The 21,974-nt window shown below is 45.5% G+C and carries 23 protein-coding genes and 1 pseudogene; 22 read left to right on the top strand and 2 right to left on the bottom strand.

The features are described from left to right. Positions 1-126 precede the first annotated feature (126 nt). Positions 127-2,178 (top strand): methionine--tRNA ligase, encoded by a 2,052-nt coding sequence (gene metG, locus MZO40_RS00395; RefSeq protein WP_003637631.1) that lies wholly within the window; start codon positions 127-129, stop codon positions 2,176-2,178. Positions 2,179-2,259: 81 nt separating this feature from the next. On the opposite strand, the gene MZO40_RS00390 is transcribed toward metG, so the two are convergent. Next, on the bottom strand, positions 2,260-2,886 hold the full coding sequence (locus MZO40_RS00390; RefSeq protein ID WP_252133086.1) for a transcriptional regulator: 627 nt from the start codon (positions 2,884-2,886) through the stop codon (positions 2,260-2,262). Between the two features lie 29 nt (positions 2,887-2,915). Continuing rightward, positions 2,916-3,149, bottom strand: a complete 234-nt coding sequence (locus tag MZO40_RS00385) for a hypothetical protein (protein ID WP_252133038.1) — start codon at positions 3,147-3,149, stop codon at positions 2,916-2,918. A 503-nt stretch (positions 3,150-3,652) separates the two neighbouring features. Here MZO40_RS00385 and MZO40_RS00380 point away from each other — a divergent pair. From MZO40_RS00380 to MZO40_RS00280, 21 genes and pseudogenes are all read left to right on the top strand, one after another. Continuing rightward, a complete protein-coding gene (locus MZO40_RS00380; protein WP_105922227.1) occupies positions 3,653-4,144 on the top strand; it encodes a hypothetical protein in 492 nt (163 codons plus the stop codon). Between the two features lie 170 nt (positions 4,145-4,314). After that, positions 4,315-5,091, top strand: coding sequence for a TatD family hydrolase (locus MZO40_RS00375; RefSeq protein WP_050337745.1), 777 nt, complete (start codon positions 4,315-4,317; stop codon positions 5,089-5,091). Then, positions 5,078-5,638 carry a ribonuclease M5 gene (rnmV, locus tag MZO40_RS00370; protein ID WP_050337744.1) on the top strand — a complete coding sequence of 187 codons (561 nt, stop codon included), beginning with the start codon at positions 5,078-5,080 and terminating at the stop codon, positions 5,636-5,638. The genes MZO40_RS00375 and rnmV overlap by 14 nt, the downstream gene beginning before the upstream one ends. A gap of 2 nt (positions 5,639-5,640) precedes the next feature. Further along, positions 5,641-6,528, top strand: coding sequence for a 16S rRNA (adenine(1518)-N(6)/adenine(1519)-N(6))-dimethyltransferase RsmA (rsmA, locus tag MZO40_RS00365; protein ID WP_101872779.1), 888 nt, complete (start codon positions 5,641-5,643; stop codon positions 6,526-6,528). A gap of 102 nt (positions 6,529-6,630) precedes the next feature. Continuing rightward, the gene (locus tag MZO40_RS00360) at positions 6,631-6,882 is read left to right on the top strand and encodes a Veg family protein (RefSeq protein ID WP_003637638.1); all 252 of its coding nucleotides are present in this window, start codon (positions 6,631-6,633) and stop codon (positions 6,880-6,882) included. A gap of 131 nt (positions 6,883-7,013) precedes the next feature. Then, a complete protein-coding gene (ispE, locus tag MZO40_RS00355) occupies positions 7,014-7,883 on the top strand; it encodes a 4-(cytidine 5'-diphospho)-2-C-methyl-D-erythritol kinase (RefSeq protein WP_088770097.1) in 870 nt (289 codons plus the stop codon). Between the two features lie 409 nt (positions 7,884-8,292). Then, positions 8,293-9,216 (top strand): alpha/beta hydrolase, encoded by a 924-nt coding sequence (locus MZO40_RS00350; protein ID WP_252133037.1) that lies wholly within the window; start codon positions 8,293-8,295, stop codon positions 9,214-9,216. A 259-nt stretch (positions 9,217-9,475) separates the two neighbouring features. Further along, entirely contained in the window at positions 9,476-10,174 is a 699-nt protein-coding gene (locus MZO40_RS00345; protein ID WP_021336944.1) for a metal ABC transporter ATP-binding protein, read from the top strand. Next, positions 10,167-10,964, top strand: coding sequence for a metal ABC transporter permease (locus MZO40_RS00340; RefSeq protein WP_033618651.1), 798 nt, complete (start codon positions 10,167-10,169; stop codon positions 10,962-10,964). The genes MZO40_RS00345 and MZO40_RS00340 overlap by 8 nt, the downstream gene beginning before the upstream one ends. 178 nt (positions 10,965-11,142) lie before the next feature. Then, positions 11,143-11,463: a hypothetical protein gene (locus MZO40_RS00335; protein WP_105961201.1), complete on the top strand. Its 321-nt coding sequence runs from the start codon at positions 11,143-11,145 to the stop codon at positions 11,461-11,463. A 127-nt stretch (positions 11,464-11,590) separates the two neighbouring features. Then, positions 11,591-11,815: a hypothetical protein gene (locus MZO40_RS00330; RefSeq protein ID WP_252133036.1), complete on the top strand. Its 225-nt coding sequence runs from the start codon at positions 11,591-11,593 to the stop codon at positions 11,813-11,815. A gap of 1 nt (position 11,816) precedes the next feature. Beyond that, complete coding sequence (locus MZO40_RS00325) at positions 11,817-12,185, top strand: hypothetical protein (RefSeq protein WP_252133035.1); 369 nt, start codon at positions 11,817-11,819, stop codon at positions 12,183-12,185. Between the two features lie 98 nt (positions 12,186-12,283). Then, positions 12,284-12,727 (top strand): hypothetical protein, encoded by a 444-nt coding sequence (locus tag MZO40_RS00320; protein ID WP_105961203.1) that lies wholly within the window; start codon positions 12,284-12,286, stop codon positions 12,725-12,727. A gap of 185 nt (positions 12,728-12,912) precedes the next feature. After that, positions 12,913-13,308: a barstar family protein gene (locus MZO40_RS00315; protein ID WP_105922232.1), complete on the top strand. Its 396-nt coding sequence runs from the start codon at positions 12,913-12,915 to the stop codon at positions 13,306-13,308. A gap of 174 nt (positions 13,309-13,482) precedes the next feature. After that, positions 13,483-13,728 (top strand): annotated as a pseudogene (locus MZO40_RS00310) (hypothetical protein). 319 nt (positions 13,729-14,047) lie between these two features. After that, positions 14,048-14,884 carry a pur operon repressor gene (gene purR / locus MZO40_RS00305; protein ID WP_252133034.1) on the top strand — a complete coding sequence of 279 codons (837 nt, stop codon included), beginning with the start codon at positions 14,048-14,050 and terminating at the stop codon, positions 14,882-14,884. A 68-nt stretch (positions 14,885-14,952) separates the two neighbouring features. After that, positions 14,953-16,335 (top strand): bifunctional UDP-N-acetylglucosamine diphosphorylase/glucosamine-1-phosphate N-acetyltransferase GlmU, encoded by a 1,383-nt coding sequence (gene glmU / locus MZO40_RS00300; protein WP_105961204.1) that lies wholly within the window; start codon positions 14,953-14,955, stop codon positions 16,333-16,335. Positions 16,336-16,548: 213 nt separating this feature from the next. Further along, positions 16,549-17,376: a serine hydrolase gene (locus MZO40_RS00295; protein WP_101872782.1), complete on the top strand. Its 828-nt coding sequence runs from the start codon at positions 16,549-16,551 to the stop codon at positions 17,374-17,376. Positions 17,377-17,647: 271 nt separating this feature from the next. Further along, positions 17,648-18,628: a ribose-phosphate diphosphokinase gene (locus MZO40_RS00290; protein ID WP_003637652.1), complete on the top strand. Its 981-nt coding sequence runs from the start codon at positions 17,648-17,650 to the stop codon at positions 18,626-18,628. Positions 18,629-19,698: 1,070 nt separating this feature from the next. Beyond that, entirely contained in the window at positions 19,699-20,721 is a 1,023-nt protein-coding gene (locus tag MZO40_RS00285; RefSeq protein ID WP_252133033.1) for a YdcF family protein, read from the top strand. 82 nt (positions 20,722-20,803) lie between these two features. Next, positions 20,804-21,787, top strand: a complete 984-nt coding sequence (locus MZO40_RS00280; protein ID WP_122217708.1) for a hypothetical protein — start codon at positions 20,804-20,806, stop codon at positions 21,785-21,787. The last annotated feature ends 187 nt before the right edge of the window (positions 21,788-21,974 follow it).

Here is a 21,974-nt window from a genome sequence, read left to right as displayed (position 1 = left end):
TGTGTCTAGCGTGTGTTATTTTGGATAAATACGATCGTCTGGCACACGGTGTGATTTGTTCATGGATTTTTAAAATAAAGACATGTTTAACGATTGATCAAAACCAGTTTGAAGGGAACTTACGTCATGGCAGAAACAAAACCAACTTATTACATTACGACGCCGATTTATTATCCTTCGGGGAAATTACATATCGGTAACTCATATACGACCATTGCGTGTGATACGCTTGCACGGTACAAACGGGCGATGGGTTACGATGTCTATTTCTTGACCGGGACAGATGAACACGGCCTGAAGATTGAAGAAAAAGCAGAAAAATTGAATACTGATCCTAAATCATACGTTGATGGGATGGCTAAACAAATTAAAGATTTATGGAAATTACTCGAAATCTCTAATGACAAGTTTATCCGGACGACGGATGATTATCACGAACGTGCGGTTCAAGAAATCTTTGACCGTTTATTGAAGAATGGCGATATTTACCTCGGTGAATATGAAGGCTGGTACTCAGTTGACGATGAAGAATACTTCACTGAGACGCAGTTAGCCGAAGTCTTCCGCGATGATAATGGCAAAGTAATCGGTGGGAAAGCACCAAGCGGCCACGAAGTCGAATTGGTCAAGGAACAGTCCTACTTCTTTAAGATGAGCAAGTATGCGGACTGGTTGTTAGATTACTATCAGAAACATCCTGACTTTATCGAACCAAGCAATCGGATGACTGAAATGATCAACAACTTCATCAAGCCTGGTCTGGAAGACTTAGCGGTTTCACGGACCAGCTTTACTTGGGGCGTGCCCGTTAAGAGTGATCCTAAGCACGTGGTCTACGTGTGGATCGACGCATTGACGAACTATATCACCGCATTAGGCTATGCAACGGGTGATTCAGAGGACTTATTCAACAAGTTCTGGCCCGCTGATGTCCAAATGGTTGGTAAAGAAATCGTGCGTTTCCATACGATTTACTGGCCAATCATTTTACACGCACTCGGCTTACCATTACCAAAGAAGGTCTTCGGCCACGGCTGGTTACTGATGAAGGATGGCAAGATGTCCAAGTCAAAGGGTAATGTTATCTATCCTGAAACCTTGGTCGAACGCTATGGCCTCGATGCATTGCGCTATTATCTCGTTAAGGCCATGCCTTATGGGAACGATGGCTTATTTACACCTGAAGACTTCGTGGCGCGGGTCAACTATGACTTGGCCAACGACTTAGGTAACTTATTGAACCGGACGATTGCCATGATCAATAAGTACGAAGATGGCAAGCTCCCTGCTTTCAAGGCCGGTGTCACTGAATTTGACGCTGATTTGGAAGCCACTGCAGCCACGACTATCGAAAACTTCAACGCTTGCATGGATAGTTTGCACTTATCCGATGCACTCGGTGAAGTTTGGAAGTTGGTCAGCCGGACGAACAAGTACATCGACGAAACGGCGCCTTGGCAATTAGCTAAGAGCGACGACGCGGCGGACGCTGATAAGTTGGCGAGTGTGATGGCCCACTTAGCAGCTAGTTTACGAGTCATCGCTAGCTTGATCAGCCCAGTAATGACGCATGCGCCAAAGGAAATTTTCACCCAATTGGGCTTAGACGTGGATACTTTGGCAATCGAAGGCTTACAACTCGCTGATTTACCAGCCGGAGCCCAAGTCGTTGCGAAGGGGACACCAATCTTCCCACGGGTTGATATGGATGAAGAAATTGCCTTCTTAAAGGCTAAGATGACGAAGTCCGACAAGCAGAAGGGACGTAAAGCAATGGAAGCTGCTAAGCATGAAGCTGAAGTCGAACAAGGTTGGAATCCAGCCGAAACTAACTTAAACTTGACCAAACCAGAAATCAGCATTGATGATTTTGATAAGGTCGAACTAAAAGTTGCGGAAGTTATCACGGTCCAGAAGTTGAAGGGTGCTGACAAGCTCCTCCAATTCCGGCTAGATGCAGGTGACGCTGACCACCGTCAGATTCTGTCTGGAATTGCCAAGTGGTATCCAGAACCAGAAGAATTGATTGGTAAGAAGGTTGTCATTGTTGGTAATTTGAAGCCACGGAAGTTACGTGGTGAGATGAGCCAAGGCATGTTATTATCTGCGGAACACGACGGTAAGGTCCAATTGATCACCGTGCCAGATAATATGGTCAATGGGTCATTAATTTCGTAATTAAAAGGATGAATCGTTAAAAAAGTGAGCATCGCCAAATGTTGGTGATGCTCACTTTTTTAGCTTGTAAAATGAAGCCAGTTAGTTCGAGGTGGACTGTAAATCGTTGAGGACATCTTGAAAAACGGTGTCCCAATATTGGACGTGCAAACAGCGAACAATCGCGAGGGCTTGCTTGCATGCATCCAGCGATTGGTCTTGTTTCGTCAGGTCATCCACAATTCCACGGCAGAATTTCAATAGTAGCGGTGGCACAAGTTGTTTGGTAGGCAATGTGAGCGTCGTCATCATCTGATAGATTTGGGTGATGAGTTGCGGCTGGTTATTGTGGACAGCACTAAAGAGTTGATTGGCTAAAAACGTCATGAAGGTCAACGATTCATCGGTTAATTGCTGATACTTGTGGAAGCTTTTGTGAGCTGCCGTTAACAAAATGGTCTGTCGTGCTGGTGTTAAGCTGGTGAAAATCTGGCTGCAGAGCATTAAGTCGTATTTTGACCAGAGTTGTAGATTCAAAAGGTCTTGAATCAGCGCATTCAGGGCCGTTTCTAAAGACTGAGCTAACGGTTGGTGCGGTGTTGTCAGGTGATGCAAAGCTAGCCGCGTCAGCGTGGTGAGCTGGTCATAACGATGTGCATGCGTCGCTTTGGCTAGTTGACTAGCCCGGGCCTGTAATTGGCGGAGTTGGTGACTGTCCTGTGCACCAATCGCTCGTTGGATTTGTTGTAAGAGCTGTTCTACTGGGGGAGTTGGTAATGGTGCAGAATGAAGTCGAATTCTTGAAGCGTCAGTTCCAACCGTCCTAAAAGCTGCATGAAGCGGTCAGCTGGGATATGACTGGTTTCATTAACAAATCGATAATAGGTCGATTTTGAAATGATGCGTTCATTGTCAGTAATCGCTTTTACTGACAGCCCCTTGGCACGTTGTATCATTTGAACGGTTGCGCCGATTGAAATTGTGTTAGTCAAAGCAGTGCCTCCTAAATCAGTTAACAGCAACATTCCCACATTTGGGACTTTTGCCCAACTAAAATGATTAATGTGGTACATTAATTTTAAATATGTAGTTAACCCAGTGTACTATTCTTGCTAGGATAGTATCACTATATTAATTATTCTGGCTTAATGGTAATTGATAAAACCCAGTGCAGTATGAAAAAGATGGGAACAATGTGTGAATTTTAGAAATGGGGTTCAGAAGTTCAGCAATGCTGGTGATGATTGTCAAAAGAGAGTGGGCTTACTTTGATGGAACGATGGAATCAATTTCTACAACGTATACAAGCGAGTTATGGCAAACTATCAGCGTATCGGACTTTGAATTTTATACTGGCTTATGAAATTGTGATGGTTGGTATTGTCGCTTTTTGGGATATTAAGCCAGGCTATTCATGCTAAGAAATGATTGAATATTCAGACGATTGTCACTAAAACCAAGTCGATTCATCGTCAGTAACCAAGTGGAGGTCATAATGAAGAAAGACCGGCATTACAAACTAGGCGACAATTTCATTAAGATGGCGCCTGATCAGTTGATTAAGTTAAATCGGTGGTTGTTAGTGCTATTTATGGCGATCGAGGTCGTGACATGGTTGGCTCGTCGTGGGTCACATAACGTCATGGTGATTACGCTGCCGTTGTTCTGTTGTGCTGTCATCATTTACCCCATCATGCGTTGGGGCAAGTGGCGTAAAACGACGTCGAAAAGCCATTTTCATTTTTCTAAAGATGATTTTTCAGGGGGTGAGGTGCTCGCTTTTTACATTGCGACATTTTTGACCGTTTATCCATTAACTGTCTATTTAGAAGCGTTGGCCAATCTCACACTTGTCTGGCTGTTATTTCATAAATTTTTCCAGTATAAGTTGGACCGGTTATCTACCTACCGAATGTTGGGATTAATTTTGATGCTGCTGACGATACAAGTGGTCTTTGTGCTCGTTTTTGGACCAGCATATCTCTGACCAGTTCATATAAGCCGTTGCCAAGTGCAGCGGCTTTTTGTGGTTCATCATTCCGCCTCCCAATCACTACTTAACGCAAAATGCCCCCCATTCAGCCAGCTTCTTTTCCGAAAACTTGCGTCCCATGGTAAAATCAACTAAGATAACAAAAGTCGAAAAGGGGTTATTACATGCGGATTTTTGATTCTCACACCCATTTAAATAGCGAAGAATTTATCCAGGAAGTGCCACGTTACTTGCAACAGGCGGCTGACCTCGATGTGACGCGGATGGCAATCGTTGGTTCGAATACACAACTGAACGCCGATGCGATTAAACTGGCGGAGACCTATCCACAGCTCGTCGCCATCGTGGGCTGGCATCCAGAAGATTCCAAGAATTATGATCAGGCAGCGGAAAAAGTCTTGATTGACCAGCTACAACAGCCAAAAGTCGTTGCGTTGGGTGAGATTGGCCTGGACTATCATTGGGATACGTCGCCACAAGACGTGCAACGAAAGGTGTTTGCACGCCAAGTCGCGATTGCCAAAGACATGCAACTACCGATTTCTGTGCATAACCGGGATGCTTTCGAAGATACGTACAAGATTTTGAAGGCGGCTGACATTCGTGATACGGGTGGTGTCATGCATAGTTTTAATGGTGATCCGGAATGGCTGAAACGCTTCTTGGATTTAGGCATGCACATCTCTTACAGTGGGGTGGCGTCCTTCAAGAATGCCCATGAAGTCCACGAATCCGTCAAACAGACGCCTCTGGATTCAATGCTAGTGGAGACGGATGCCCCTTATTTAACGCCGGAACCATACCGTGGCAAGCAGAACGAACCCGGGTACACGCGCTATGTGGTTGAAGCGATTGCCAAGTTACGTGAAATGACGCCAGAAGCCATTGCGGCGCAAACTTATCAAAATGCAGAGGAATTTTTTAAGATTGAAGAAGATTAAAGAAGTAATCGTCGTCGAAGGCAAGGATGACACGAAACGTCTGGCCCTCGCCGTTGATGCAGATACATTGGAAACGAATGGCTCAGCCATCTCAGAAGCGACGTTGGCCCAGATTAAGACGTTACAGGCAAGTCGGGGCGTGATCGTGTTTACCGACCCAGATTTTTCAGGGGAGCGGATTCGCAAGACGATTTCGGCGGCCGTTCCGGGGGTCAAACACGCCTTTTTGCCGCGTAAAGCTGGAGTCCCAACTAAGGCTGGTGGTAGTCTGGGCGTGGAACATGCGAGTCCAGCGGCGATTCAAGCCGCACTTGCCCATTTGTATACCGAACAAGTCGATGAGGCCCAACCGTTGATCACGCAACATGACCTGATTCAGGCCGGTTTGTTGGCGGGCCCGACTGCCCGTAAACGGCGTGAACAACTAGGCGAGCGGCTCGGTATTGGCTACGTGAATGGGAAGCAATTACCCAAACGCCTGCAACTATTTCAGATTCAGCCCGCTGATTTTTGGGCGGCGGTGGATCAACTGACGACAGAGGAGTAACTATGAGTAGAGATTTAGATATTGCTAATCCCGCCCGCACGCGGGCCATTATGCACACGTACGGCTTACAAGTTAAAAAGAGTCTGGGTCAGAACTTTTTGACTGACCAGAACGTTTTACACAACATTGTTGCGACGGCGGACATTGGCGCCAATGATAATGTGATTGAAATCGGCCCGGGGATTGGGGCGTTGACTGAATATTTGGCTCGTGCAGCCCACCATGTCTTGGCGTTTGAAATTGACGAGCGGTTACTGCCAATTTTGGATGAGACACTAGCTGATTATGACAATGTAACGGTCGTTAACCAAGACATTTTGAAGGCTGACCTGGCAGCGATGATCAGTGAACATTTAGATAACGAGCGGCCATTGAAGTTAGTCGCCAACTTACCTTATTACATTACAACGCCAATTCTGATGAACCTATTGGCGGGCGACGTTGCTTTTGAAAACATCGTGGTCATGATGCAAAAAGAAGTCGCTGACCGGTTAGCAGCGGAACCAGGGACAAAAGCGTATGGGGCGCTGACGATTGCGGTCCAGTATCGGATGGCTGCTGAAATGGCGATGGTCGTTCCGCGGACTGTCTTCGTCCCAGCGCCGAACGTTGATTCAGCAATTGTGAAGTTGACGGCGTTACCACCGCGGACCCATGTACCATTTGACGAAGCAGCCTTTTTCAAGGTGGTCAAAGCTGGGTTTGCCCATCGCCGGAAGAATTTGTGGAACAATCTGCAAAGTTTATTTGGTAAGCAACCTGACACCAAGACGGCAATTCAGCAGGCACTTGAGATTGCGGCCATTGACCCGAAAATCCGGGCAGAACGGCTAACAGTCGATGAATTTATCACGCTGACGGATGCATGTCATCAGGCTGATTTACTCTAGATTGTTCTGTTATAAAATGGTTGCACATTAGAAAACCTTGTGATATAATATTGACTTTTTTGTGAAAAGCTAGTATAGTGTCTTTCATGAGGAGGATTCTCAATGCCAATTTCACTAGCTGCAATTAAAGATAAACTTGACTCACGGATCGGCCAACGCATGAAGGTCGTTGCCCAGGCCGGCCGCAAGAAGACAACTGAACGCCACGGTGTGTTAAAAGAAACTTACCGTTCCGTATTTGTTGTAGATTTAGATCAACAAGAAAACGCATTTGAACGGGTCTCCTACAGTTATACCGATGTTCTGACAAAGAACGTTCAAATCGCTTTTGACGATGAAACAACTGAAGCTTAATTCGCGTCTCGTGAATTCTCAATATTAAGACCCCCAGCAAGGTCTTTTTATTTTGCCTTGATATTAGTATAATTGTATCAAAGTAAGTCAGCGACCCCGGGTAATCGCGGTCATGGAAGAGGGTGAGACGCGTGCAAATCGTTGAAAAAGCACCAGCCAAGATTAATTTAGGGCTGGATACCTTATTTGAGCATTCAAATGGTGACAAAGAGTGGGATATGGTGATGACGTCGGTTGATCTGGCCGACTACGTGATGTTGGAATCCTTGAATTCGAATCGAATCGAGGTCGTCACCGATAGTGGCTTTTTGCCGAATGATCGCCGTAACTTAGCTTTTCAAGCGGTGAGTGTGTTGAAACGGTATTGTCACGTTGATTGGGGTGTGCGAATCAAAATCAGAAAGGCCATTCCAGTAGCGGCTGGTTTGGGTGGCGGCTCATCGGACGCTGCGGCAGTCCTGCGCGGGTTGAACCGCATGTGGTCGTTAGGATTAGACTTAGCGACGTTAGCACGGCTAGGATTGCAGGTTGATTCGGACGTGCCGTATTGTGTCTACAGCCAGACGGCGCACGTCACTGGCAAGGGTGAAGTCGTGACGCCGTTGCCTAAATTACCGCCGATGTGGATTGTCTTAGCAAAGCCAAAAATCAGCGTTTCCACGCCGAATATCTTACGGCAAGTCAATTATGACCGAATCGCAGCGCATCCCCATATTGATGGACTGCTATCAGGCATTCGCAACCAAGACTTTGAGGCGATCTTTGCCAATATGGGCAACGTGTTGGAGCCGATTACGGCCAAGCGCTATCCAGAGATTTTGCAAATCAAGCAGCAGTTATTGACGTTTGGGGCGGACGCCGCTCAAATGAGTGGCACGGGTCCAACGGTGTTCGGCGTCTGCCGAAAGCAGTCACGGGCACAGCGCGTTTATAACTCGCTTAAGGGCTTTTGCCGTGAGGTTTATTTGGTTAGACCGGTGAATTTGACGGAAAGAGTGTGAAGGGCTGCTAAAAAGAGTGTGGAGTCGAACGGTTTGGGTCGAGGATTAGCCTAGCCCCGGCGTTAAGCGGGGGGTTATCCGCTTGGCGTCGGGGCGTAGCTAACCGGAGGCCCAGTTCGGCTGAACACGTTTCGGCAATGCGGCAGGAGTGGGCGCCAGTCACACTAATACGAGCAAGTTATCCGCTTGGCGTCGGGGCATAGCTAACCGGAGGCCCAGTTCGGCTGAACACGTTTCGACAATGCGGCAGTGGATACCGCCCCGTGCTATGGTTAATCCCAAACGCCCTATTCAGCCACCCATCGTAACCAATATGTCCCAAACCGGTCACGAACAATCATAATTTGAGCAATTTTCAAAGCAATTTTGGCTAGATTATGCTTAAATAAAAGGTAACGGAGGTGTTGGGATGAAGCAGTCGACGAAATTCGGATTAAAGCTAGCAGGTGTCGTGGGTGCCGCAACCTATGCAGGAACGTTGTTTGGCGGGTTAGTGGCGTACAAGTTTGCCATGCATGTGAGTGATGCTCAGAAGCAGAAAGGGCAGGAACGGTCGCATGCTGAAAATACGGAGATTGAAAATTTCTGGTATTTGAAACAACCGAAGCAACAGTGGATGATTCAGTCATTTGACGGCCTTAACTTAGCGGCAACTTATATTCCTAACCCTAAAACGGTGGGACGGCTGGCGATTTTAGCGCACGGTCTTGGACATTCACGTGAACAGATGATTCCGTATGCTCGGATTTTCATGAGCCTGGGCTATGATGTGCTGATGCCGGACGCACGGGCATTTGGCGACAGTCAGGGCCACACGATTGGTTATGGCTGGTTGGACCGGTTAGATTATGAACGATGGATCACGATGGCGCTCAACCAGTTAGGCCTCGATATTGATATTGTGTTGATGGGAATCTCAATGGGCGCGGCCACGGTGATGGCGACCAGCGGGGAACCACTGCCTGCTAACGTCAAAGCCATCGTTGAGGATAGTGGTTATGCGGATTTGTACGATGAAGCCAAGTTTCGGCTAACCCACAAATTCCATCTACCGGCTTATCCAATCATGCCGGTCGCAAATCAGTTGGCACACGTGCGCGCGGGTTATGGCTTCAAAGACGGCCGCATTTTACAGCAAGTATTGACGAGTGGTTTGCCAATCTTGATGATTCATGGGTCCAAGGACCAGACCGTTCCCGTCCGAAACGCCCACGCGCTGTATAACCAGTTGCCACAACAAAAGGGGTTGTACATCGACCCAGATGCGGGCCACGTGGAAGCAATTCGCACGCATCCTGACCGCTACCAAGCCGTTGTTGATGAATTTTTGTGAGAACAAGTTGGCTTGAGTTAGCGTGAGGACTTTTAATTGAATAATGATGACCAGACCTTGCTCAGAATAGCTAGGTCTTTTTATTTTGAAAAAATGTGGCGGGCGTCAGTTGCGAATTAAGCTTGAAGCTGCGGTGATGAATCCGCTTTCCAGGCGATTGAAATAGTACCAGTGGCCCTATTGACAAATAATGGCTTTCAGGTAAACTAAAATAGTAATCATTACGATTTACTTTAATTGAGAAAGTTGGGGTAGTGTTATGACGGAACCGTTAATTGCCGTCCAACACCTTGGAATTAGTTTTCCAAATAACCAGGTGTTTAAAGATTTAGATTTTAAAATTGAACAAGGCGACTTTTTGACCGTGATTGGCGAGAATGGGGTCGGCAAGACCACCCTGATTCGGGCATTGCTCGGCATGTTGAAACCAACGGCGGGACAAATCACCTATTATCCGAATAAAAAAGCCATCAAGATTGGCTACGTGCCCCAATTTCGTAATTTGGACCAAGAATATCCACTAACGATTGAGGATTTTGTCGGCCTGAATTTGAAAGGGTGGCAGCCATGGCTGTCGAAGGCCGAACATCGCCAGGTCACAACGGCCTTAGCAGTCACCAACCTTAAAAAGTTACGCCATCGCCCACTTGGTATGGCTTCTGGTGGTGAAAAGCAGCGGGCCTATCTCGCCCAAGCCATCGTCCAGGAACCACAACTCTTGATTTTGGACGAATCGACGGCCAGTCTCGATAACGAAATGAAGTACGAACTCTTAGATCTAGTCCAGAATTTAAACCAGACGAGTCACATTACGGTCTTCTTTGTCACGCACGACTTACCATTAGCGAAGCAGTATGCCAAACATTATTTGGCGCTAAAACCGGGCCAGCAACAGTTTGGCAACATCGCTGATATGTCGGTCGAACAGCTCAAGGAGGTCACGAATGTCAATGTTTAGTTTAGTCTTCATGCGCAACGCCTACTTGGCTGGGACATTTATTGCGATTATTTGTGGGACGATCGGGGTCTTTGTGATTGCCCGAAACCTATCATTCTTAACCCACACGCTGTCTGAAATCGGCTTTGCCGGAGCGGCTTTCGGGATTTTCATGGGCTGGACGGCACTGAGTGGGATGTTGATTTTTACCGTCATCAGCTCGGTCATCGTGGGGCAGATGAGTGTGAAACAATCACGGCGCGAAGCCTCGATTTCTGCGATTTCCGCACTGTTTATCGGTTTAGGCATCCTATTCCTGTCGCTATCTAATCAGACCTCGAGCTATGCGACGAGCATTCTATTTGGGAGTGTGATTGGGATTGCTAGCGCGGATGTCATTCGGGTCGCAATCTTGTCGGCCATCGTCTTACTCGTGATGTTGGGCTTGTACCGGCCACTCAAATTTGATTCATTCGATGCGATTGGTGCCCGGGTGAGCGGCTTATGGACGACCGGCATCTCAGTGGTCTTCTTAGTCCTCGTTGCAATGAGCGTCAGCGTTGCCGCCCAAATCGTGGGGTCACTGCTGATTTTCATCCTATTGACGTTACCCGCTGCGGCGGCGCGTTACTTCGTGCACACCGTCAGCAAGATGATCTTCCTCGCAATCAGTTTTGCACTGATTGGCGTCTGGTTGGGCTTGTACTTAAGTTACATCACGAACCTGCCCGTCAGCTTCTTCATCGCGGCCATCGAATGCTTGTTCTACTTTGCTGCGCTGGTCTATCAGCGGCTCCGGGTCGGAAGCTAGTTGGGCTGTTTTTGTTCGGTGATATGAGATTAAAAACGGGCAATCTGCGGAATTTAAGCAGGTCGCTGTGATACGTTAAAATGTTACTAGTCGTTTCTGGAATTCATTGGGAATTTGGGGGACGGCTAGTTTTTTGTTTGTGTTATAACTTCCCGTTTGTGATAGGAGAGTAATGAAAATGCTTACAAAATATAATGATTTGGATTTGTTAGAATTATTCTGGTCAGAATCTGAAAGCTTAACGGGCGAAATAGATGATGGAGAAGTTTTATACAGAAGAGAAATAAGTGATTTCAAATTGATGTTGTTCATATACACGTATGAAATGAAATGTAATGTTTTTTTGAGCTACAAAGATGAGAACATACTGTCTATTGAATTAGACAATATTTCCGAATTGAAAAGAAACGAAAACCAACTATATTTTTATCATAATGGAAGTGTAAAATTGTCTGTGATTTTTGGAAAGATTTTTTCGATAGATTTTCAAGATGAATAAACTCACAATATTTCTATTAGTTAAGTTGGATTCAAATTTTTGAGGCTGATGAGGGCAGTGGATATTAAATCTGTTTAACGATATAGCAAACAAAGATCTTCTATCAAAATATAGAGGAGTAAATATGGTGCATAAGATATTACCAATAGATGATGCTGTTGCCACGAGAAATTTAATGCTGCAGAATACTGAGACGAATACAGTCGGAAAAATTTTTGGTGATTCGGGTTTGGTAAATGAGGGGGAAACTTTTATCACCCTGGTGGTGGTCACCATGGCGATTCACCTTATTATGAAGTTTCTTCTCCAGAACATGGAATTATTAGGATTTATACGAATGGGAAGGTTGTGAAATGATGACTGAAGATGTAGAAAAGTTGACAATGTTATATGACAGGGTTATCGAGAATCTTCAAGAATTTTCAATGTCTCCAGAGGATCAGATCAAACAATTAAAAGGTTTTTCGGTTGCTGATGAACTAGCTTCTGATTTTTCTGATATTACATTAAATTATGCAAAGGAATTATTTGAAAATACTTGGATAACTACAAAACAGTATCAGCAATTCCTGAGTATTGATGAAAGATTAGATGATATGAGTAAGAATAAGGCACTTTGGTGTAAAGAAGCGCTTAAAGATACTAGTGAGTGGAACAAATGCAGGAAAACTGGAGCAAAACTGCTAGCATCTTTGGAGGGCGGGCGCTCAACCTATTCTTAAACAATAATCTAGTTAATCAAGGCTTTTGGGAGCTGGTAGTAGATTTAGATACAAATAAAATTGTACATTTCAATTTTACTGAGTAGAAAGGAAAATACATGTTTGAAGTCATTGAATCAAAAATTAATAATTTTGGAAAGCTGATTTATCTAGAAAGCTCACATGAGTTTGTGTCAGAACCAAGTGTAAATTCTGATATAGTGGGATATATATATATTGGTTTTGATTCGGAGAACAGTGAGTCTACGCAAGTTTGGGGATTTCATCATAATTTTAATTGGAAATCGAGTATATTGATACCTCCGAAAGCCCATCAAGGTAAAGTTGTTTTGGATGAAGACATAAATCCTGGTGATAGCAAGAGGATAACTGATGCAAACTCATGGAAAACTGATTACGATATAAGCAACGGTTGGCTTAGATTTGGGGGAGAAAATAACTCTCTTAAAAGTAGTTATGTGGAATTTTTTCCAGGCACTATAATGGGAATTGATGATGATGGAAATATTACGGAATTGTGGTTACACCCTATCCTAAAATAAAAAAATTGGGCTGGTAAGGTATAAACTTACTAATTGAATTGACAAGTCTGACAAAATCTAGATGGATTTATTGGTACCGAATAAATCTCGAGATGCGGAACGTTTTTTGATAGATAGCAAAGGGCATGTATATTATACGAGTAATCACTATGCTTCTTTTGTGAAAGTTAAATGAGGTAATAACAATGAAAAAAAACACCATTTCTTATGTCGATAAAAACAAACTTTCGTCTTTGAAAAAAGATTTGAAGGCTTTGGACTATTTTGTCGTTGAAGTTCCTGGTGATAAGATTCACACCGCTCGACAATATTTGAATTTTATGGGAAAAGAATTTAAAATGCCGGACTATGCGGGCTTTGACGCTTATTTAGATTGGATGACTGATTTGAGTTGGATTCCTAACCATAGGATTGGTGTAATCATAGATGATTACGAGTCTTTTTTGAATAAGGATCTCAGGGCAAAAGAAATAGTAATTGAAAGTTTTACGGATGATGTTTTACCTTTTTGGGAAAAGGATGTTGTCAGGATTATGGTTGGTGGTAAGCCAAGGATTTTTGAAGTTTATATTGTAAAATAATACTTTATCTGAGCTTCAGCTTAGATAAAAACCTTAATTTCGGATAGTTAGGTTGAACAAACGGCTGAAGATTGAAAAGTGACGCTATCATCGGTATGAAGTCATCTTAAGGAAAAACATCAAGATTAGTAGGGGGTATCGTTGTTAATTAGTGCAACTATTGGTGTGTTAGTAATGGTTATTACGCTGGGCTTAGGAGTCTGGAGTTAGTTACTGGGAAAACGCAACAAATCGAATTTAGTTGGTAGTATCATACCAGCTGGCTACTTTATTGTACGGTTAGCCTTTGCACTAGTACTGGGCGAAGGCGTTCGAGAACTGATAACCAGTTTAGTCGGTAATTTGGTAAGTACTGTCGTCTATATCCTATTGTTTGTTTGGGGACGACAACGATTCAATAAGCAGAAGCCAATAAAATAAAGTGCTTGAAAGCTCAGAACGATTCCAAAATTACACGTTCTGGGCTTTTTAGGTGTAAACAGAGGCCACCCAATCGAACCTTTTTGCGCCTCTACGTCGTATAAACGATGGATCTTCCTGGCACACGCCATTAAGTCGCCCAAACTTATTGTTCTCGAATTCGCCAAATCTGAGCTGTACAGACAAGATAATTGGCAATCTTATTAAGAAATTCCGATGGTTTAGTAAAAAAATGTTAAAAAGTTAGCCTATTTCCGAACGTTTGTGTTATCATTTTGCATAGACTTTAAAAATGATGATTTAGGTTGAGGTGGAAGATATGAAAGTACGTAGAAGCGAACGTTTGATTGATATGACGCGTTATTTGTTGGAACGTCCCCATACATTAGTTTCATTGACATACTTCGCGGAACGGTACGCATCCGCAAAGTCGTCGATCAGTGAAGATTTAACGATCTTAAAGAAGGTTTTTCAGGCCCGGGGAACAGGAATCTTGGAGACCATTCCCGGTGCTGCTGGGGGCGCCCGCTTCATCCCATATATTTTAAAGGAAGAAGCGCAGACATTTATTGAAGAAATGACGACTAAGGTGGCGGACAAGAGCCGGGTCTTACCTGGGGGTTACGTCTACCTGTCAGATATTTTGGGGCAACCCGATATTTTACGCCAAGTTGGCCGGGTCATTGCGACTCAATATTTGAATCAAAGGATCGATGCCGTGATGACGGTGGCAACCAAGGGAATTCCGATTGCACAAAGTGTCGCAACTTATCTCAACGTGCCATTCGTCATCGTACGTAATGACTCTAAGATTACCGAAGGCTCCACAGTGAGCGTGAACTATGTCTCTGGTTCTTCAGAACGAATCAAGAAAATGGAACTTTCTAAGCGGAGTTTGACGGAAGGCGCCAATGTGCTCATCGTGGATGATTTCATGAAGGGCGGCGGCACGATCAACGGGATGAAGACGCTGATTGAAGAATTTGACGCTAATTTGATTGGTATCACTGTTTTTGCTGAAGCAAGTTTCGTCGGCAATCGTTTAATCGATGACTACACGTCGTTATTACGAGTGACCAACGTGAGTGATAGTGACAAGGCCATCAAGGTCATTCCGGGGAATTATTTGGAAAAAGTTTTCGGTGCGGAAGCCTAGCCGAGTATGTTATCCCAAGCGTTTTTTTGATATGATTGACTTATCTGAGGACTAAGGAGAAATTTGTAATGACAACCAAAAATGCAATCATCATGGCCGCCGGTAAAGGGACCCGGATGAAATCCAAGCTAGTCAAAGTTTTACATCAGGTATGTGGTAAATCAATGGTCGACCACGTCTTGACCCAAGTTGAAGCCACACACATGGCCAACATCGTCACGGTCGTGGGTCACGGTGCCAAAGACGTTGAAGCAGCCTTGGGCGACCGGACTGAATATGCCGTTCAAGCGGAACAACTCGGAACGGGACACGCCGTCTTACAGGCTGAACCATTGTTGAAGGACGCCGACGGGATGACGCTGATCGTTAGTGGTGATACGCCGCTATTTAAAGCTGAAACTTTTGAAGAATTATTTGAATATCATCAAGCCAAGGGCGCTGCTGGGACGATTTTGACATCACAAGCCCCAAACCCTCAAGGCTATGGCCGGGTCGTTCGTAACCGGTTAGGCATCGTTGAAAAGATTGTTGAACAAAAAGATGCTACTAAGGAAGAACAAGAAATTCGCGAAATCAACACGGGGGTCTACTGCTTCGATAATAAGAAGCTGTTTGCCGCCTTACATCAAGTGACGAATGACAATGCGCAGGGTGAATATTACCTGACGGATGTGATTCAGATCATGAAGAACCAGGGTGACGTGGTTGCCGCTTACCAGATGGATGACTTTGACGAATCCATGGGGGTCAATACTCGCGCCGCATTGGCACAAGCAACGAAGGTCATGCAACGGCGCATCAACGAACAGCATATGGAAAATGGCGTTTCAATTATCAATCCTGAAGACACCTACATCGATGCTGGCGTTAAGATTGGTGCGGATACCATCGTGGAACCAGGTGTCCTGATTAAGGGCAAGACGACGATTGGTGAAGATTGCTTTATCGGTGCTCATTCTGAGATTCATGATATGGTCATCGAAGATCGGGTTCGGGTTACGGCCTCCTTCCTCGAAGATTCGATCATGCATGCTGATAGTAATATTGGCCCATACAGTCATTTACGGCCACAAGCTGAAATCGGCGAACACGTACATTTAGGGAACTTTGTTGAAGTTAAAAAGGCCCAAATCGGTGCACGGACTAAGGTTGGTCATTTGACCTATGTGGGTGATGCAACGTTAGGTCAAGATATTAACGTTGGTTGTGGGGTCGTCTTCGTCAACTACGATGGCGTCAACAAGCATCATACCAATGTCGGCGACTCAGCTTTCATCGGTAGCAATTCCAACATCATTGCGCCGGTCGAAGTGGCGGACCATTCGTTTATCGCGGCCGGTTCGACGATCACCGACGATGTCAACTTCCATGACATGGCGATTGCCCGGGCCCGTCAGACCAACAAGCCGGACTTCTGGAGCCGGTTACCACACGAACCAGAAAACATGTAATATCACGACTGTGTAGCGGTGAGGGGTAAGCCCTAACGCAAGCGGCGGTCGAAATAAATTTATTGATATCGATAGTAAGAGTCATTCACACGATGGTGCTTGAATGGCTCTTTTTCGTATAAAAATATTGATGGTGAGTGCGTGTCCATTTCTCGTAAAAGTTGGTATAATTAGCGTGGAAACGTGATACGAGCGTGATTTGGAGGCGAAGGAATGCAAATGAAACGGTGGTTGCGGGGACTCATCTGTGGGCTGGTGCTACTCGGTGGCTTGAACTGGGCGGTGACTGCTCAAGCGACGTCGCTTAAACATGAACGGGCAGCCGTCAAACGACTGGTCAAACGCGACTTACAGCCACTGGGCGGCCGGTGGTCAGTTAAAGTGACTCGTTTAGGCCAGAAACGGGGACTGACGGTGAGAACTGGTAATCAACGGGTGACACGGCAACGGTCTGCAAGCACGATCAAAGTCTTCGTGATGCTCACGATTTATCGGCAGGTACAACAGAAAAAGTTGCGGCTTACGCAACAGGATCGGCGTGACTTGCAGTTGATGATTCACAATTCAGATAACGCCGCGGCGAATCGTTTGATCGACCGCGCCGGCGGGTTCAAACCAATCAATAAAACGATTAAGCAGTTCAAATTTCGGCACACGGTACTACAACGACACATGTTAGACACGGCTGCACTTGAACAGGGTCGTGATAATTACACTTCAGTCGGTGACTTGACGCGTTTTTTGACCCGCGTTTACCGGCACAAGTTGTTAGGCAAGACTTATGATAAGCAGATGCTGACGCTATTGAAGGGCTGCCGTAATCACAGTAAGCTGCCCGCCTTAGTCAAGCATGCGACTGTCTATAACAAGACCGGTGAGTATCCGGATAAGGGCGTTCAAAATGATGCGGCGATTTTTAAAACCAAGCATGGGACGTATAGTATCGTCGTTATGGCGCAAAATGGCCAACAAGAACAACAATATCAGGGCATGCAGCGCCTGGGCCGAGATGTCGTCAACTATCTGGACCACCATCGATAATCGGTGCGTCAATTTGGTCTGAGTTATTATCGAGAACTAGTTGTTTCTATCAACTATAGCTGATAGCGGTACCATTTCGGCTTCATGAGGTACTGAAGGGCTAGAAATGGCGCTCACGAAACTTTAATCTTTAGTTGTGAAGGGGCGTCAATCGGCGAAAGTCGTGCTTCCAGCCCAGTCTCACGCATTTTTGCGCCGTTGTTGGGACTTGATTTTCACTAGCAAAATGCCTATTATTTAGTAAGTAATAAATTTTCGAATGGAGGAAATTATGTCAGAACAGTATTTTGATCCAAAGTTAAAAATTTTTGCTTTGAATTCAAATAAACCATTGGCAGAAAAAATCGCGGACGCCGTTGGGGTCAAATTAGGTAAGACTTCGGTCGATCGCTTTAGTGATGGCGAAATTCGCATTAACATTGAGGAAAGTATTCGTGGTGATCAAGTTTACATCATTCAGTCAACTTCCGCTCCTGTTAATGATAATTTGATGGAATTATTGATTATGATTGACGCGCTTCGGCGGGCCAGTGCTAAGACCATTAACGTGGTTATTCCTTACTATGGGTACGCACGGCAAGACCGGAAGGCACGTTCTCGTGAACCAATTACCGCTAAGTTAGTTGCCAACATGCTGGAAACGGCCGGTGCAACCCGGATTTTAGCACTTGACTTGCATGCTGCTCAAATCCAAGGCTTCTTCGATATCCCATTGGACCATTTGATGGGTGCGCCACTGTTAGCTGACTACTTCCTGAACCACCACTTAGATGAGAATGCTGTGGTCGTTTCACCTGACCACGGTGGTGTGACTCGGGCACGTAAATTGGCTGAATTCCTGAAGGCCCCAATTGCCATTATCGACAAGCGGCGTCCACGGGCGAATGTTGCTGAAGTCATGAACATCATTGGTGATGTTAAGGGCAAACGGGCCATCATGATCGATGATATGATCGATACGGCCGGGACGATCACGTTAGGTGCACAGGCCTTAGTTGATGCTGGTGCAACGGAAGTTTACGCAAGTTGTACCCACCCTGTACTTTCTGGTCCAGCCATCGAACGGATCGAAAAGTCACCAATTAAGAAGTTAGTTGTGACTGACTCAATCGAATTGCCAGCTTCAAAACGTATCGACAAGATCGAAGAAGTTTCAGTTGGTCAATTAATGGGTCAAGCGATCAAGTTTATCCACGAAAATAAACCAGTTAGCCCATTATTTAAGAATCGGTTCCATAACGAAGAAAATTAATGCGTTAAATATAAATTGCTCTCTAAATAGTCGCTTCAAGAATGAATTGTTCTTGGAGCGACTATTTAGATTCTGAGGACTGTGGGCGGAAATGATGATTACGCGTTGTGTGCGGGTTAGTTGGTTTGCTGTTCGTCCGCATTGATCGCCCTAATCCGACTTCCGGAGCCGGCTGACAATTGCTGGAGCGCAGCCGATTTGAACTCACGTAGAAGACCGCTGCGCAATTTCAAATATGAGTCTTATTCTAAGCCGGAAGAACCTCACTTCCAGCTAAGAATAATTTGGCTACTGCGCATTGTCCGGCAGTCCGGACAGTCGGGAAGCCGTTCGAATGGCGGATGAACAGCCACCTATCTGGGTACAATTGACCACTGAATATTAGGAAACTGAGTCTTCAGGGAAACTTTAAATCAGAATTGATAATGCTTTATGTCAGTCAAATACTGAGAAGATTATTGGCTGGCTCAATTGGGTTTATAATTTACAGTTAGACGTAATGTTGCCATTTGAGTCTGATTCAAGACTTTGTAGTCGCAATTAACTAGAGAAAACTCTGGTGATGTCCAGTGAAACTAATGATACTTAGCATCAAAATATGCATATGATAGCTGGAAAATTATTAGAAACTCGTCTTAAAGTTGAATTTCAAGATACCCTCTGTTAGGAACCAACGACCAGTTTACCAAATAGTTGAGTCCGCAAATATCTGCCTTTCGAATACTATCCCCGGCTGGAAGGTATTCTGGGCAAGGCCCAGTGGTGATATTTCACTTAGCAAGCGTCTTGTGCTTGGTTAGTGAAAGACCAGTATTTAAGACGCGGGTTGTCGGCTTAAATCTGTGTCCACCACGTTCCGGCCATTGCCCAGAATGCCTGGAGGCCGGCTTAGGGCGCGTCTATCGCAGAAGATTTACGCTAATTCGCTTTGTTTCCAGCGGGCCTCAGCTGGCTGCTTTTGAACTTAAGAATTGACACATGATTCAAGACAATGATGCGTGTTCACCACCTGTAAATAACTGGTAAGTTGGCGCAAAATGGGTACAATGGATAGATAGGGGGTGGTTGCCATGACACCATTTTATTGGGGCAGTTTAGCCTTCGTCAGTGCGCTGACGTTGCAATTGACGGACCGCCGTCACTGGTTGACCGGCCATTTATTCTTACTGGCCATTATCGGTATTTTATTAAGCGTTTACAAGGAGTTTAGTGCCCAGGCTAGCCCCGCGTGGCAATTCATGCTAGTTGGGGCGAAGGTGTTGGCGTACACGCTCCTGCCAGTCGTGATTCTAATCGTGGCTATCAGTTTCGTGCGCTATAGTTATCGGCTGATTCGCAAGGAGGGCTGGGCGCTACACTACAGTTTGCTCGCAATCGTGGGAGTGATCCTGCTGTTGATGTTAGTGCTATCCGGTCTGAACTTTTGGCTGTGGCAAGTGCCGCGCGTCTGGCAACTCTTGGGCTTAGCATTGCTATTGACGGCGTATTTCGCCTTTAGCTTTATCGCCTATCTGGTCGCATGTGTGACGACTCGGATGGGACGGCGGCGTCAGATCGACCACATCATTGTTTTGGGCGCTGGCTTGATGCCCAATGGCCAACCGACTCGGACCTTAGCTTTCCGGTTGCAGGCCGCGGCTAAGTACTACCACGCGCAACGGAGCCGCTACCACCAACCAATTACCATCGTCGTTTCTGGTGGTCAGGGGGATGATGAGGTGATGGCCGAAAGTACCGCGATGCGGCGCTACCTGGTCGCTACGGGAATTCCGCGTGATGCGATTCAAGAGGAGAACCGGTCGACGTCCACGATTGAAAATCTGAAGTTTTCGCACGCACTGCTCGTCCGCACTGATCCGTTTTATCGCGCGGTCATCGTTACGAGTGGCTATCACGTACTCAGAGCCAATATTTTTGCCCGTCAGCTCCACCTGAACTTGACGGGTATTGGGGCCCGGACGCCGCTATATTACTTGCCATTCGCGATGTTTCGAGAGTACCTGGCGCTGATCGTCATGTATCGCTGGTCGAATCTCGTGATGGTACTGCTTTTAACGGCTGGTTACGTGCTGGCGTTAGTTCGGTTAGTTTAGTAATGCTCGACCTCAGAGCTTTGAAAAAAACGTCATCGCGATTAATGGTATAATGAGGGATGATAAAAAGGAGGGGTTTGCCGTGGATCATGCCTATCGATCGTCTTGGCCACTGATTCTGATGGTTCTGATTGGACTCATCACACTATCAGGCTGTGCCAAAAATACCGGAGGCGTAACCGCAAGTTCGGCCACGACCGCTACTAATAATAGTACAACGGCCGTTTTAACCAAAGCTGATCAGCAAATTTCGCAAACAAAAATCGCCGCTGCTCGGAAGACGTTAGCCAGTGCTGCTAATCCGAATGCGGCGGTCAAAAATCTCGCAACGGGCTTAAAGTATTATCAAGAAGCCGAAGAAGCGCTTGAAAATAACCAATTGAGTTTAGCTAAGGGCTATTTTGAGACATTAAGTAGCTATGACGGCACCACTGATGCCAGCTTTATTGCTGCGCGTCAGAAGTTAGTCAAGCAGTATCAAGCTGTCAAGCAAGCTAATGGTTATTATAATGCCGCCCGCGATGATTTGAGTGTTCATGATTTGGCCACTGCGAAGGCCAATATTGATAAGCTGGATCGGGTCTCAGACTCCCATCCGGTCATCAAAGAATTACAGAAGAAAGCTTTGGCAATGAAACAAGCCATTATGAATTATGAGGCGTCGCAATCAACGAGTTCCGGTAGTGAGAGTTCCACCGTTGTTAGTTCAAGTTCGTCGTCCAGTTCATCTGATTCAAATTCAGCAACGAGCAGTACGGACAGTACCAGTTCGTCTTCATCGACTGCCACGAGTTCGTCAGATAGTAGCACGTCGAGCAGTTCTTCGTCGACGTTAACGACTTCGGCCATCATCAAGCAATTTCAGGATGCCGCTGGGGTCACATTTGCTTCAGATACAGAGTTCAATATCACTAAGCAGACGAGTGATTATTACCAGATCACCGCAGTGTATGCGGCGGATGAGTCGTCTAGTTCGGCTTCTAAGACCGTCACTGACACGTATCGCTACTATCCCGATAGTGGTAACGTGACCAAGGAAGACAGTGCCAGCGGGACGTTTGAATAAAACGGTCTGGTGGGTCTGAATTGATCATTCAACGACTTAAGCTTTAAGTCTTTGAATAACCAGGATTACCGATGAGGTTCAGAATCTGGCACGAGTTGCTTAGTCACTAAAAATCGCTTCAAGAATTCAATCGAATTCTTGAAGCGATTTTTTTGAAGTCCTATTTTCAAACCGATAATTAGTTGCT

Origin of the sequence: Lactiplantibacillus sp. B652, assembly GCF_023806745.1 — a bacterium.
Lineage (GTDB): Bacteria > Bacillota > Bacilli > Lactobacillales > Lactobacillaceae > Lactiplantibacillus > Lactiplantibacillus pentosus.
Note: the sequence above shows the minus strand (reverse complement) of the source record. Positions and strands in the feature narration are given on the sequence as shown.